Annotated in this window: 12 protein-coding genes; 6 read left to right on the top strand and 6 right to left on the bottom strand. The window is 45.9% G+C overall.

Annotation, left to right across the window (positions count from 1 at the left end; genetic code table 11):
• The first annotated feature begins 17 nt into the window (after positions 1–17).
• The 6 genes from pbpC to ABS362_RS11620 all read left to right on the top strand — a co-directional run bounded on the left by pbpC (position 18) and on the right by ABS362_RS11620 (position 7,486).
• Positions 18–2,366: a penicillin-binding protein 1C gene (gene pbpC, locus ABS362_RS11595; RefSeq protein ID WP_350412641.1), complete on the top strand. Its 2,349-nt coding sequence runs from the start codon at positions 18–20 to the stop codon at positions 2,364–2,366.
• 48 nt (positions 2,367–2,414) lie between these two features.
• A complete protein-coding gene (locus ABS362_RS11600; RefSeq protein WP_350412642.1) occupies positions 2,415–3,554 on the top strand; it encodes a putative sensor domain DACNV-containing protein in 1,140 nt (379 codons plus the stop codon).
• 23 nt (positions 3,555–3,577) lie between these two features.
• Complete coding sequence (locus ABS362_RS11605) at positions 3,578–4,126, top strand: GreA/GreB family elongation factor (protein WP_350412643.1); 549 nt, start codon at positions 3,578–3,580, stop codon at positions 4,124–4,126.
• A gap of 64 nt (positions 4,127–4,190) precedes the next feature.
• The gene (locus ABS362_RS11610) at positions 4,191–4,868 is read left to right on the top strand and encodes a response regulator transcription factor (RefSeq protein WP_350412644.1); all 678 of its coding nucleotides are present in this window, start codon (positions 4,191–4,193) and stop codon (positions 4,866–4,868) included.
• A complete protein-coding gene (locus tag ABS362_RS11615) occupies positions 4,865–6,139 on the top strand; it encodes a sensor histidine kinase (protein WP_350412645.1) in 1,275 nt (424 codons plus the stop codon). The genes ABS362_RS11610 and ABS362_RS11615 overlap by 4 nt, the downstream gene beginning before the upstream one ends.
• A gap of 75 nt (positions 6,140–6,214) precedes the next feature.
• The gene (locus ABS362_RS11620) at positions 6,215–7,486 is read left to right on the top strand and encodes an SdiA-regulated domain-containing protein (protein WP_350412646.1); all 1,272 of its coding nucleotides are present in this window, start codon (positions 6,215–6,217) and stop codon (positions 7,484–7,486) included.
• 294 nt (positions 7,487–7,780) lie between these two features.
• On the opposite strand, the gene rplT is transcribed toward ABS362_RS11620, so the two are convergent.
• The 6 genes from rplT to ABS362_RS11650 all read right to left on the bottom strand — a co-directional run bounded on the left by rplT (position 7,781) and on the right by ABS362_RS11650 (position 13,062).
• On the bottom strand, positions 7,781–8,125 hold the full coding sequence (gene rplT, locus ABS362_RS11625) for a 50S ribosomal protein L20 (protein WP_350412647.1): 345 nt from the start codon (positions 8,123–8,125) through the stop codon (positions 7,781–7,783).
• Between the two features lie 96 nt (positions 8,126–8,221).
• Positions 8,222–8,416, bottom strand: coding sequence for a 50S ribosomal protein L35 (rpmI, locus tag ABS362_RS11630; RefSeq protein ID WP_350412648.1), 195 nt, complete (start codon positions 8,414–8,416; stop codon positions 8,222–8,224).
• A 23-nt stretch (positions 8,417–8,439) separates the two neighbouring features.
• Positions 8,440–8,964 carry a translation initiation factor IF-3 gene (gene infC, locus ABS362_RS11635; protein ID WP_350412649.1) on the bottom strand — a complete coding sequence of 175 codons (525 nt, stop codon included), beginning with the start codon at positions 8,962–8,964 and terminating at the stop codon, positions 8,440–8,442.
• Positions 8,965–9,085: 121 nt separating this feature from the next.
• On the bottom strand, positions 9,086–11,023 hold the full coding sequence (gene thrS / locus ABS362_RS11640) for a threonine--tRNA ligase (RefSeq protein ID WP_350412650.1): 1,938 nt from the start codon (positions 11,021–11,023) through the stop codon (positions 9,086–9,088).
• A 31-nt stretch (positions 11,024–11,054) separates the two neighbouring features.
• On the bottom strand, positions 11,055–12,170 hold the full coding sequence (locus tag ABS362_RS11645) for a tetratricopeptide repeat protein (protein WP_350412651.1): 1,116 nt from the start codon (positions 12,168–12,170) through the stop codon (positions 11,055–11,057).
• 112 nt (positions 12,171–12,282) lie between these two features.
• The gene (locus tag ABS362_RS11650; protein WP_350412652.1) at positions 12,283–13,062 is read right to left on the bottom strand and encodes a tetratricopeptide repeat protein; all 780 of its coding nucleotides are present in this window, start codon (positions 13,060–13,062) and stop codon (positions 12,283–12,285) included.
• Positions 13,063–13,078 lie beyond the last annotated feature (16 nt).

Below are 13,078 nucleotides of genomic sequence, written 5' to 3' on the forward strand. Positions count from 1 at the left end.
TTTTTATTTCGAACGTAGTGAGAAATTTGAAGCACACCAACTATAAACTAAAGCAACTCCTGCACAAAAAAAACAGGTGGCTGCTAGGTACAGCCTTGGTTTTGCTTTTTCCTATAGTTGTGTTTATAGTGCTGAACAAACTTTACCCGCTCACTATAAATGTTTCCTATTCTCCTGTTATCACAGCGTCAGATGGCAGTGTGATCAATGCTTTCCTGAGTAGCGACGACAAATGGCGGATGCAGTTAGAGCCTGACGAAATAATTCCGGTGCTGAAGCAAGCCGTTTTGCTGAAGGAAGATCGCTACTTTTACTATCATCCGGGCGTAAATCCTGCAGCTATAGTTCGGGCTGCATTCAATAACCTGACAACTGGCAAAACAACTTCAGGCGCTTCCACTATAACCATGCAGGTAGCAAGGCTGCTTTACCCGAAAGATAGGACGTATCGCAACAAGCTCATCGAACTATTCAGGGCTGGGCAACTGGAGTGGAACTATAGCAAAGACGAGATCCTGCAACTTTACCTGAACCTGGTTCCTTATGGCGGTAACATCGAAGGCGTAAAAGCAGCATCAATTCTCTACTTTCACCAATCTCCAAAGCAGTTGAGCCTGGCGCAGGCTGTTACCCTAACCGTTATCCCGAACAAGCCTTCGTCGCTTAGAATTGGAGAGCAGAATGCCCGTATAGTTGATTTCCGAAACAAATGGCTGCGTTACTATAAACAGGAACAGGCTTTCCCGGAAACTGCCATACAGGATGCATTGAACGAGCCTCTGGAAGCCACGCGCTTGGAAGCGCCCAAAGTAGCACCGCACTTTGCCTACCGCATGTTCCGGAAATATAAAAGTCAGCCGATCATCAAGACCACTCTTAACCGGCAGGTACAGGAAAAAGTGGAGCAACTGGCTTACAACTATATGCAGCGCTTACGCTACCAGAACATCCATAACGCAGCCGTACTCGTCATCAACAACCAAACAAAAGTGGTGGAAGCGTACCTGGGTTCGGCAGATTTTTCGGAGGTGGCGCATAGTGGGCAGGTAGATGGTGTTCGGGCTATCCGTTCGCCAGGCAGTACACTGAAGCCATTTCTGTATGCCGCTGCTTTCGATAGAGGCCTGATCACACCTAAAACCATCATCAGTGATGTACCCATTGATTACGCCGGATATCGTCCGCAGAATTATTTCGGTAACTATAGCGGCAATGTAACAATTGAACATGCCTTGGCCACTTCGCTGAATGTGCCGGCTGTCAAATTGCTGGACCAGGTGGGTGTACATTCGTTTGTGCAGAAGCTACAACAGGCAGATTTTTCAGAAATGAAAGCAGAAGGCGATCAGTTGGGCTTATCATTAATTTTGGGTGGCTGCGGCGTAAAACTGGAAGAACTAACGGCACTGTATGCTGCTTTTGCCAACCAAGGTAACTATAGCCCGATCCGGTGGCTGCAGCACGACTCAACCATAGTTACCAGACAGGTCTTCTCTCCTGCTTCCAGCTTTATGATCAACCAGATACTAACGCAACTACTGAGACCCGACCTTCCGCATAATGCCCAGAACAGTTCGCACCTACCTAAAATTGCCTGGAAAACCGGCACCTCCTACGGCCGGAAAGACGCCTGGAGCATTGGCTATAATAAGAACTATACGGTGGGTGTATGGGTGGGTAATTTTTCCGGCGAAGGTGTACCCGAACTTAACGGAACAGACTCAGCCACGCCCCTGCTTTTCGATATTTTTAACGCGATCGACTATAACAGTTCCAATAGTTGGTTCTCCCCTCCTAAAACAATTGGCAACCGGGCAGTGTGCACAGAAAGCGGAAAGCCAGGCAATACGTTTTGCAATGACCAGGTGATGGATACTTTCATTCCGGGAATCTCACCGGTTGCCAAATGTTCGCACCTCAAAAAAGTACCCGTTTCAGAAAACGGAAAATATGCCTTCTGCACTACTTGCCAGCCTCAGTCAGGCGTTACTCTGAAATGGTATCCCAACTATGCACCCGAAATCCTGACCTTTTTTGATTCTGAACATATTCCTTACCAACGCATACCTGCGCATAACCCTAACTGCAGCCGCATCTTTCACGACTTTGCACCGGTCATCACATCGCCTACAGCAGAAATGGAATATATACTGGAACAGGAAGAACGCCAGAAACTGATGCTCCACTGCAATGCCCATAACGAGGTCAAACAGGTACACTGGTACATCAACGATAAATTTGTAAAGACTGCTGCAGCCAACGAAAACGTGTTTTTTGAACCGGAAAAAGCCGGTAAGTATAAAATTTCCTGCACCGACGACCAGGGGCGCAATACCAACAGCTATATTTCGGTGCAGTTCCTGTAGCAAACTATAGTTGAGTATACTTGTTAAGCATCAAAGCGTACTATCAGCATGACCTATAAAACGACATACCAGGCAGCTCAGTCCGTGGCAACAACTATAGAACAGCATTTTGCAGCTCAACTTTCAGATGCCCGGCAAGCCAGTTTTCAGAAGCTTGCACCAGCACCTTCAGCTACCAACATAGAGAAGCTTATCGATACGGCTTTCTGGGCAAGCCTGCAGCGTGAAGAAGGTCACGTCATCAAAATATCCCTGGCATTGCTCCCTCCTGAAGTAACCGAACAACCCGTTTTGTTTCAGCAGCGCTTACCCCTAACGGCATCCGTACTAACAAAGCTGGCTCCGGGCGTAGAACGGCCTGGCATCCATATCGGGGTTTGGCAGGAAAACGATGAATTGTACATTTGGGGAACTACCCGAACCATACCAAGTTTAAGTTTTGTGGTAGATGTTTCGGAGCCCGGATTGTTGGTTATAAAGCACCGCCGGCTGGATGGATTTGGAAAGTACGCGAACGTAGCCGTACTGAAAGGCGACCAGATAAAGATCGTAGACGAACAGAGTGCCGCACTGGAAGATTGTCCCGGCTTCCTGACCTCTTTACTGGGTTTCAGGACACCATTTACTGACATTGCAGCTAATGTGCTGGTGCAGCTTGCCGTATCTATGCGGGCACATAAGCGGGGTGGCTCCTTACTGGTTGTACCATCCGATACCGAGAACTGGGAAAAATCCATCATCAAACCGATGCTTTACTCTATTGCCCCATCATTAACCGGGCTTGCACAGTTGGTGCAGCATGAGGACGAAGAAAAAGCCAAAGGAACCTGGCAGGAGGCCTTAAAAAGAGAAGTAGATGCTGTTGCCGGGTTAACCGCTATAGATGGTGCCACGATCATCTCTGATAACTACAACCTGTTGGCTTTTGGAGCTAAAATAGGACGGGCATCGGGAAGCAAACCCGTAGATGAAATGATTGTGACGGAACCTATAGTTGGAAACACCGAAAAACAACTGCACCCGGCACAGAACGGTGGCAGCAGGCATTTGTCGGTTGCCCAGTTCGTGCACGATCAACGCGATGCGCTTGGGCTGGTCGCATCACAGGATGGCCGTTTTACGATCTTTTCGTGGTCGCCGTGCAAGCAAATGGTGCATGCCCACCTTATTGATTCGCTGTTGCTATAGGTTATAGTTTGTAACTCGCTTTTATGGCCTGCGTTCTTACGGGCATGAGCAGAGCATTTGTAAAAGAAGACGACTCCGGGGAAGCCCCGATCATTCCGCCAAGAGCAGCGTTGCCTCCGGGTGTAAGCAACTATGTAACACCGCGAGGCTTAGAGCTGTTACGCAACGAACTTACCGAACTGGAAGCAGCACGCAGCCAGGCCGAAGCTAAACGCGACAACGAAGCCGAACGAACCCGTCAGCTAACCATCCTGAACGGCCGCATGGCAGCCCTCAACTCGCGCATTGCAACCGCAAAAGTGATCGACACAAAAGACCAGCCTGCCGATCAGGTTCGATTTGGTGCTACGGTTACCCTCAAAACTATAAAAGGCAAAAAACCGGGACAGGAAAGAATCTTCACTATAGTTGGCGTGGATGAAGCATCGGTTGAAGAAGGCCGGATAGCATTTGTAGCGCCTATCGCCAAAATTGTGACTGGCGCCAAGGTAGGCCAGACGATAACGTTAAAACTTGGCAAAGACGAAGAAATAGCAGAAGTAACCAACATCTCCTACACCGATAATCAATAACTTTTTACTTAAAACAGATTTGCTCCAGAATCGGGTGGTAAGTTGTGAGCCTGAACCTTAAACTATGCGCATACTCATTATCGAAGATGAACAGGAACTGAACAACGCTATAGTTACCTACCTGCAACAGGAAGGCTATAGTTGCGATGCTGCCTACGATTTTAAAGAAGCCAGCCTGAAGATCGCGGACCTGCCTTATACCTGTGTGCTTGTAGACCTTAACCTGCCCCACGGTAACGGACTGGATATTGTGCGACTGCTGAAAGAAAACACCCCAGAAACCGGCATCATCATTATCTCCGCTAAAAACGCATTGGACGACAGAATTACTGGTCTTGAAATTGGAGCTGATGATTACCTCACCAAACCTTTTCATTTATCAGAACTGAACGCGAGGTTGAAATCTGTTATCCGGCGTCGGAATTTTAACGGGCAGAAATCGGTAAAGGCTGGTGTGCTGGAAGTATTTCCGGATTCGGCGGAAGCACAGGTACTTGACAAAAAACTGACACTGACTAAAAAAGAATATGACTTGCTGATGTACTTTGTTTCGAACCGAAACCGGGTGCTTACCAAAGACTCTATTGCCGAACATTTGTGGGGCGACCATGTGGAAGCACTTGACTCGCTGGATTTTGTATACACACACATTAAGAACCTGCGCCGCAAAATAATGGATGCCGGCGGCGAAGACTACATACAAACAGTTTATGGCCTGGGGTATAAATTTGCTGCCGAATGAGGATTCTGACCAAAACAAGCCTGTATTACCTGCTTGTATCGTTTGTTGTGTTTCTGATGGGCGGAATTGCCTACTATAACATTATGCAGGGCGAGATTTACGACGAGGTAGATGATCAACTGTTCACGGATAAGGAAAATATCCTGGCTTTTATACGCCGTACAAATGAACTACCGCATGTTACCTCGGGGGTTTCAGAAACTATAGTTGTGAAAGAAATTACCGATAAAAATCCAATCCTTGAGTCCCTCACCGATACCCTCATCTATAGTTCTTACGACGAAGAAAACATCCCCTACCGTCGCCTTACCTTTGCTGCTTACCAGAATGGCAAAGCGTACCAATACAGCATCTTGAAATCAGTGATGGACTTTGATGACCTGTTCGAGAGCACCGTATTTGCCATGGGCTGGACCTTTCTGATGCTTCTGGTAGGTTTGGGAGCTGTAAACTATACTATAAACAAATACACCTGGCGCAACTTTTACGACACACTTGGTAAAATAAAACGCTATAGTTTATCGCAGTACGGGCCCTTGCAGCTTAAGCCATCCGAAACGACCGAATTCCAGGAACTGAACCAGGTACTGCAGACCATGACGGACAAGATCCACAACGATTACCTGAACCTGAAAGAGTTTACCGAGAACGTATCGCATGAGATACAGACACCGCTGGCTATAGTTAACAGCAAACTTGAACTATTTATGCAATCCGGTAACCTGACACCTACACAGGCGAAACTGCTGGAAGAAATGCACAATTCGGTTAGCCGCCTCGCCCGTTTAAATAAGTCACTCATCCTGCTCACCCGCATCGAGAACCGTGAATTTAAGGAGAACGAAGATATCCCAATGCACGAATTCCTTGCCGAACAAACCGAACAACTACAGGAAATTATAGAAATGCATGGCCTTACCGTGGAGCAAACTATAGTGCAGCCTGTGCAAGTGCATTTAAATCGTGGTCTCGCCGAGATACTTGTTTCCAACCTGCTCATCAACGCCATTCAACATAATCAACCAGACGGTACCATTAAGATCATTCTGGATAAGGAAAAACTATGCATTAAGAACTCTGGTGAAGAACTGACCGAAACAGGTCGTAACCTCTTTGGCCGCTTTGTAAGTAGCAATAAACGGAAAGATTCCCTGGGTATTGGCCTGGCACTCGTAAGCCGTATTTGCACTGTTTACAACATGCGCCCAACCTACCGTTTTGACAATGGCATGCACGAGCTATGCATCAATTTTAACCATTTATCCCGCTAAAACTTTTCTTTCTACAGATTGTCTTCAGAATCAGGTTGTAAACTTCGATTGATATTAGACTAAAAGACAATCATCATGAAAAATTATAGCTTATACGCGTTTACACTTGCCGTTATGGTGGCTGGTACCGCATGCGACCCGATCTGGGATAAAACCGAAGTGCCTGAAGCTGTAAAAATTCAGTTTGCGGACCGTTACCCAACTATAAAACAAGCCGACTGGGATATTGAGGACGGAAATTTTGAAGTTGAATTTAAAGTCAGTGGCTTAGAGCGAACAGCTGTTTTCTCTCCTGACGGAAGGCTGTTGAGCTATACCGAGGAAATAGACCAGCGCCATTTGCCAAACACCATACTTAAGCAGGTGCAGGCGCAATACGCCAACTATAAAATTGACGAAGCACATCGCGTACAGCACAATGGCAATGCTAACTATGTAGTGGAACTGGAAGATAACATGCAGGAAATTGTGCTGCATTTTGATGCATCCGGTAAACTAATGGAACAACAAGAGAAAGCGGGACCAATTTCTAAGCAGGAAGCGTCGCTTCTTCCAATTATACATCAAACCGGAAGTCGCTCCGAATTAAATAAACCCCTAGCCCAATGGGAACTGCCAGATAACCTGCGTGAAGTTTCGGGAATTGCTATGCTGAGAGATGGTTTAATAGCCTGTGTGCAGGATGAAGAAGGCGCGATACACTTATGGGACCCTGAAAAGAAAACTATAGTTGAGAAGATTGATTTTGCCGGACCTGGTGATTATGAAGGCATTTCTATAGTTGAGGACGATGCCTACATACTGCGCAGCGATGGTTCTGTTTTCGAGGTTACTGATTTCCGGAATGGAAAAACTGCCGTTAAAGAACACAAATCTGTACTTGCCGGCACCCAGAATACCGAAGGCCTGGCGTACGATGCAACCAACAACCGACTCCTGATCGCCTGTAAAGGGTTCGACTCTACACTCGGTGACAAAAAGGGAATCTATAGTTTCTCTCTGAATGATAAGAAGATGCAGGTTGAACCGGCGTTTCAAATTCCATTGTTTCAGGATAACCTGAGTAGCATTACCAAAAAGAAAAAGAAAAGTAAATACGATGTGCTGCAACCTTCGTCTTTTGAGTATAACCCTGCAACCGGTGATCTGTACCTTATGGATGCTGTTAACGCGAGGCTACATATCATAAACGAGCAGGGCGAGGTACTTAAAACGATGATGCTGGATAAGAAATTACTCCGTCAACCAGAAGGGCTAACTTTTAGCCCTAACGGCGAACTATACATTGCCAGCGAGGGTGGTAAAAAAGGAAAAGGGATCATCGTGAAATACGCATCAGGAATTTAACCAGTCAGTTCGATAACAAAAAGCTCCTGAACTATAGTTGAGATAACTATAAAGCTTATTTAGAGTTTCCTATTGTAATATAGAAACCTGCCATTGTTGGTGTTTTCACCGACAACTATACTTTCACCAGAGAGCGCTTGCTAGTGAAAACACACAGCAAGGGCAACTTTTATGAATTTATCGTAAACTCAAGACAGGATCATAGTATTGGCAATCCCTATCTTCTTAAATTTTGCGGCAAACAAAAAGGGCTTAACCGAAGTTAAGCCCTTTCCTGTTATATAACGAAGTAAATTACTTTACTTTATCAACGATGCTCTTGAAAGCTTCCGGGTGGTTCATCGCCAGGTCAGCAAGTACTTTGCGGTTTAGGTCGATGTTAGCCTTTCTAAGGGCGCCCATTAAAGCTGAGTAAGAAAGACCGTGCTCACGTGCACCTGCGTTAATACGCTGGATCCAAAGTGCGCGAAAATCTCTTTTCTTCTGCTTTCTGTCGCGGTATGCGTAAGTTAAACCTTTTTCAACAGCGTTTTTCGCTACTGTCCAAACGTTCTTACGACGGCCAAAGTAACCTTTGGCCATTTTCATTATTTTCTTTCTTCTGTGTCGTGCTGCAACGACGTTTACCGATCTAGGCATTTCTTTACAGTTTTAGCGGCTGGTGATTACGTTCAATCTTTAAATAAGACCAGACACTGGGTTTATACTAATTAATTAACCTTCTAATTCCTGGAATTAGATTTGAAGCATTGCTTTAACTCTGTTCATGTCAGCTGAGCTAACAAGACCAGTGTGAGTTAAGTTACGCTTCTGCTTAGTCGTTTTCTTGGTCAGGATGTGGCTCTTATAAGCGTGCTTACGCTTAACTTTGCCAGTTCCTGTCAAAGAAAAACGCTTCTTTGCACCAGATTTAGTTTTAACTTTTGGCATGTGTATATAATTTATTAAACAAATTACTTTTTAACAGGAGCTGCAACCTTGGGAGCAAGCATCAGGAACATTCTCTTTCCTTCCAGCTTTGGTAACTGCTCCACTTTAGCTACATCTTCCAGTGCTTGTGCAAACTTAAGCAACAGGATCTCACCACGCTCTTTAAACACGATCGTTCTACCCACGAAGTGCACATAAGACTTAATCTTAAATCCACTTTCCAGGAAAGCTTTTGCGTGTTTTAGCTTAAACTCAAAGTCGTGATCATCTGTGTTAGGACCGAAACGGATCTCCTTCACAACCACTTTCTGAGCCTTGGCCTTCATCTCACGGGTCTTTTTCTTCTGCTCGTACTTAAATTTCGAGTAATCGATAATACGGCATACCGGTGGGTTAGCAGTTGGCGATATCTCAACCAGGTCAAGATTTTGCTCATTTGCTATTCTCTGAGCATCTCTGGTCGAGAATACTCCCTGCTCTACATTGTCTCCAACCAATCTTACCTCGCGGGCAGTTATTTTATCATTGACTTTGTATGGCTCCTCCACCTTTCCTCGTGGGATGTAGCGCTTGTTTGGCGTAGCTATGGTTTTACCTCCTTAAATATTTAAATTCTACAATCAGGGTGCGAATATCGCAATTAATCTATCAAAAAAGAAAATTCTTTCCTTATTTGTTCAACATTTCGGCTATTTTACTCTGAAACAGGTCGATAAAAGCATCAACCGTCATCGAGCCAAGGTCGCCTTCGCCGTGTCTGCGAACCGAAACAGCATTCTCTTCCTGCTCCTTCTCGCCTACTATCAGCATGTATGGCACCTTACGAACTTCTGCATCGCGTATCTTACGACCGATCTTCTCATCGCGGTTGTCTACAAACCCACGGATGTCCATCTCCGCCAGTCGGTCATATACCTGCTGTGCAAAATCCTGGTACTTCTCTGATATAGGAAGTATGGCAAACTGTTCAGGGCTTAACCATAATGGGAAGTTACCACCGCAATGCTCGATCAGAACAGCCACAAACCGCTCCAATGAACCAAATGGTGCACGGTGGATCATAACCGGACGATGCTTGGCATTATCAGCGCCGATATATTCCAACTGGAATCTTTCTGGTAAGTTATAATCTACCTGAATAGTTCCCAACTGCCATTTACGGCCCAGGGCATCGCGTACCATAAAGTCGAGCTTCGGTCCGTAGAACGCAGCCTCTCCCAATTCGGTTACAGTTGGCAAGCCTTTCTCGGTGGCAGCTTCTATAATTGCATTCTCAGCTTTCTCCCAGGCTTCATCAGTACCAATATACTTGGCCTTATTCTCAGGGTCACGTAGCGAGATCTGGGCAGTATAGTCCTCAAAACCCAGCGCGCTGAAAACATAAAGCACCAGGTCGATAACTTTTATAAATTCTTCTTTTACCTGGTCAGGGCGGCAAAAAATGTGTGCGTCATCCTGAGTAAACCCACGCACCCTTGTAAGGCCGTGTAGCTCTCCGCTCTGCTCGTAACGATAAACAGTACCAAACTCCGCCAAACGTACCGGAAGCTCCTTGTAAGAGCGCGGACGCGTCTTATAGATCTCACAGTGATGCGGGCAGTTCATCGGCTTCAGGAAGAACTCCTCCCCTTCGTTCGGCGTTTTGATCGGCTGGAACGAATCTGCTCCGTACTTCTCGTAATGGCCTGAGGTAACGTATAGTTCTTTGCTTGCAATGTGCGGCGTAACTACCGGCTGATAACCAGCCTTCACCTGCGCTTTTCGCATAAATTGCTCTAAACGCTCGCGCAATAAAGTGCCTTTCGGCAACCAAAGCGGTAAGCCCATGCCCACTTTCTCAGAGAAAGCAAACAGCTCCAGTTCTTTGCCCAGTTTACGGTGGTCACGCTTCTTAGCTTCTTCCAGGCGCTCCAGGTACTCGGTCAGTTCCTTTTGCTTCGGGAAGGTAACGCCATAAATACGGGTCAGCTGCTTTTTGCTTTCATCGCCACGCCAGTAAGCACCGGCCACGTTCATTAGCTTGGCAGCTTTTATAAAACCAGTATTAGGAATGTGTGGTCCCCGGCAAAGGTCAACAAAGTTACCTTGTTCGTAAAAAGTTATAGTTCCGTCTTCCAGGTCCTTTATCAGGTCAAGCTTATACTCATCACCTTTTTGTGTAAAGTAAGCAGTAGCTTCCTCTTTTGTAACCTCTCTACGTTTGAATTCAGATTTGTTGCGGGCCAGTTCCAGCATCTTCTGCTCAACCTGAGCAAAATCATCCTGCGAGAAGGTACGGTCACCTAAATCCACATCATAATAAAAACCGTTCTCTACCGGCGGTCCGATACCAAACTTTACGCCCGGGTATAGTTCTTCCAGGGCTTCGGCCAGCAAGTGAGCAGACGAGTGCCAGAAGGCATTTTTACCAAGGTCATCGTTCCAGGTGAGCAATTGCACCCTAGCGTCTTCCGTTATCGGGCGGTTAGATTCCCAAACGGTGTCGTTTACTTTAGCCGCTAAAACGTTTCTAGCCAGGCCTTCGCTAATGCTCGATGCAATCTCATGGCTTGTCACCCCTTTCGGATACTGGCGAACAGAGCCATCTGGTAATGTGATGTTGATCATGTATAGTTTTATTGACTCGTGATGTAATTCTTTATTCTATTGTATCTGCGCTGACAGGTTCTGCCACATACGCGGGTACCGGTCTTGTAAGCTCGGCCTTTAAACGGGCTATGCTATAATTTGCACCGGTATAACCTGGCTGTAACTCTACTAAACGCTGGTATTGTTCTAACGCTTTAATTTTCTCACCGGTTCGCTCGTAGGCGCTGGCAAGTATTGCTACGTACTTTATAGTATTGCCGTACTGTTTTTTTGCTTTCTCCAAATGTGAGATCGCTCCGCCATAATCTCTTTTCGCAAACAATAACTGCCCTGCCTGGTAATGCGCCTGGTGTAACGTGTCTGCCAAGTTAAGCGCTTTGCCATAGCTCCATAGGGCGCTGTCCGGTTTTTGTGTGCCCTGGTAAAGCTCCCCTTTGTAAAACCATAACAATCCATCCTTCGGCACTAACTTTAACGCTTCCTGCAGCTGTAAGCTGGCCTCGTCGTATTGTTTCTGGGTCAACAGTGTTCCGGTAAGTTCACGTCTTGCTTCAGCAAAATCAGGTGCCTCTTTTATAGCCAGTTTATAGTTAGCTGCTGCTTTCACGGTATCTCCGGTTGCTTCTGCTACCCGCCCCTGGTAATACAGCGCAAACTCATTATTAGGCGCGAGCTTTAAAGCTTTTTTACTATAGATGGCAGCATTCTCCGGCTGATGCAACTGTAGGTACAGATCACTTAACAGTACATACAACGAGAGGTTCTGAAACGAATTACGCTCTGCTTTTAAGGCCAGTGGCAATGCCTGCGCAGTTTCACCTTTCGCTCGCAGCACCTGCGCTTTCAGAAACAAATTTGCCATGTCAGACTTATTTAGCCTGATAGCCTCGTCCAGATCTGTTAAGGCTTTATCCAGCTCGCCTTTCTTTAAATATATTTTGGCTCTGCGTTTGTAAAGGCTGGCATCCTGCTTATTACGGCTTATCGCTTTATTCAAATTTGCCAGGTGCTGGTTAGGGTCATCTGTTACTTTATCCAGGTTTACCATCTGCTCGCCTGTGCCCTGGTTTAAATTGCAGCCAGCTATAGTTACCAGCAAAGCAAGCAGCAGAACAGGAGCCGTTCTTTTCCTGAAAAATAGTATATGTAAAACCAGACTACGCATCAGAACGCTAAATTAGGTAATATTTATGTAATTATTGACCGCCAAAACTATAGCTATAAAAGAAAAGCCTGCCACGTAATGCAGCAGGCTTTTATAGTTTATAGTTCAAGAGCTATTTTGAGTACTCCTGTAACATGATCTTACAACGTCGGGCTAATTCCATTTCGTCCTTGGTGGTAACATCTAAAGCTATAGCCTGCTTCAGGGTTTCCGTGCAGTACTCTTTGCTTTTCAACTCTTTATAAACGGTAGCCAGGTCATAATAATACTGGATATTCATCGGGTTGTATTTAATGGCTGTCTGCAACGCGCTGGCTGCTTCTTCATTTGTCGCTTCGCCGCATACACCACCAAAAAACATTTTAGCAGCAGTAGCTTCAGCAAAATTCAGATTAGCCATTTTAAAGTACCACCTACCCAGCAAATGCCAGACTCCGGCATGCTCTTTATTGTTTGCAATAGCCGCATCCAGGAAAGACTTCATTTGGGTAATACCAGCTAATCGCTGCTTAGGTCCTGAAACCATTGCCATCGCCCCCAATGAAACAGCCATTACATAGTTTGATTCTGCATCTTCAGGCTTCAGCTCATATGCCCGGCTGGCATACTCTTTTCCCTTTAAATAAAAAGCGATCTTGGTTCCTTCATCCGTTACCCGCTCTCCTATCCGGCAGTTCAGGAAACTAGCATTGCAAAGGGCTGTGTAGTTATCCGGAGCAACCTGAAGCACTTCCTCATACATGGCAAGGGCTTCGCTGTCCCGGTAACTTACCATCAGCTCTTTTGCCTTCTTAAGTAGTTGTTCGTTACCCACGCCTGCAACTGCCACTATAGGCGAAGCCGTCAGCCCGAGCATCAATACAAACATCCATACCTGAAGTTGTCGCTTCATAAACAGTTTAAAAGGA

The organism is Pontibacter populi, assembly GCF_040278685.1.
In the GTDB taxonomy this organism is placed as follows: domain Bacteria; phylum Bacteroidota; class Bacteroidia; order Cytophagales; family Hymenobacteraceae; genus Pontibacter; species Pontibacter populi.

Bases quoted from the DNA above. Each gene is read 5' to 3' on its own strand.
- ABS362_RS11610 (WP_350412644.1), top strand. From the start codon at position 4,191: ATGCGCATACTCATTATCGAAGATGAACAGGAACTGAACAACGCTATA.
- ABS362_RS11615 (WP_350412645.1), top strand. From the start codon at position 4,865: ATGAGGATTCTGACCAAAACAAGCCTGTATTACCTGCTTGTATCGTTT.
- ABS362_RS11600 (WP_350412642.1), top strand. From the start codon at position 2,415: ATGACCTATAAAACGACATACCAGGCAGCTCAGTCCGTGGCAACAACT.
- ABS362_RS11645 (WP_350412651.1), bottom strand. From the start codon at position 12,170: ATGCGTAGTCTGGTTTTACATATACTATTTTTCAGGAAAAGAACGGCT.
- rpmI (WP_350412648.1), bottom strand. From the start codon at position 8,416: ATGCCAAAAGTTAAAACTAAATCTGGTGCAAAGAAGCGTTTTTCTTTG.
- ABS362_RS11605 (WP_350412643.1), top strand. From the start codon at position 3,578: ATGGCCTGCGTTCTTACGGGCATGAGCAGAGCATTTGTAAAAGAAGAC.
- rplT (WP_350412647.1), bottom strand. From the start codon at position 8,125: ATGCCTAGATCGGTAAACGTCGTTGCAGCACGACACAGAAGAAAGAAA.
- ABS362_RS11650 (WP_350412652.1), bottom strand. From the start codon at position 13,062: ATGAAGCGACAACTTCAGGTATGGATGTTTGTATTGATGCTCGGGCTG.
- ABS362_RS11620 (WP_350412646.1), top strand. From the start codon at position 6,215: ATGAAAAATTATAGCTTATACGCGTTTACACTTGCCGTTATGGTGGCT.
- thrS (WP_350412650.1), bottom strand. From the start codon at position 11,023: ATGATCAACATCACATTACCAGATGGCTCTGTTCGCCAGTATCCGAAA.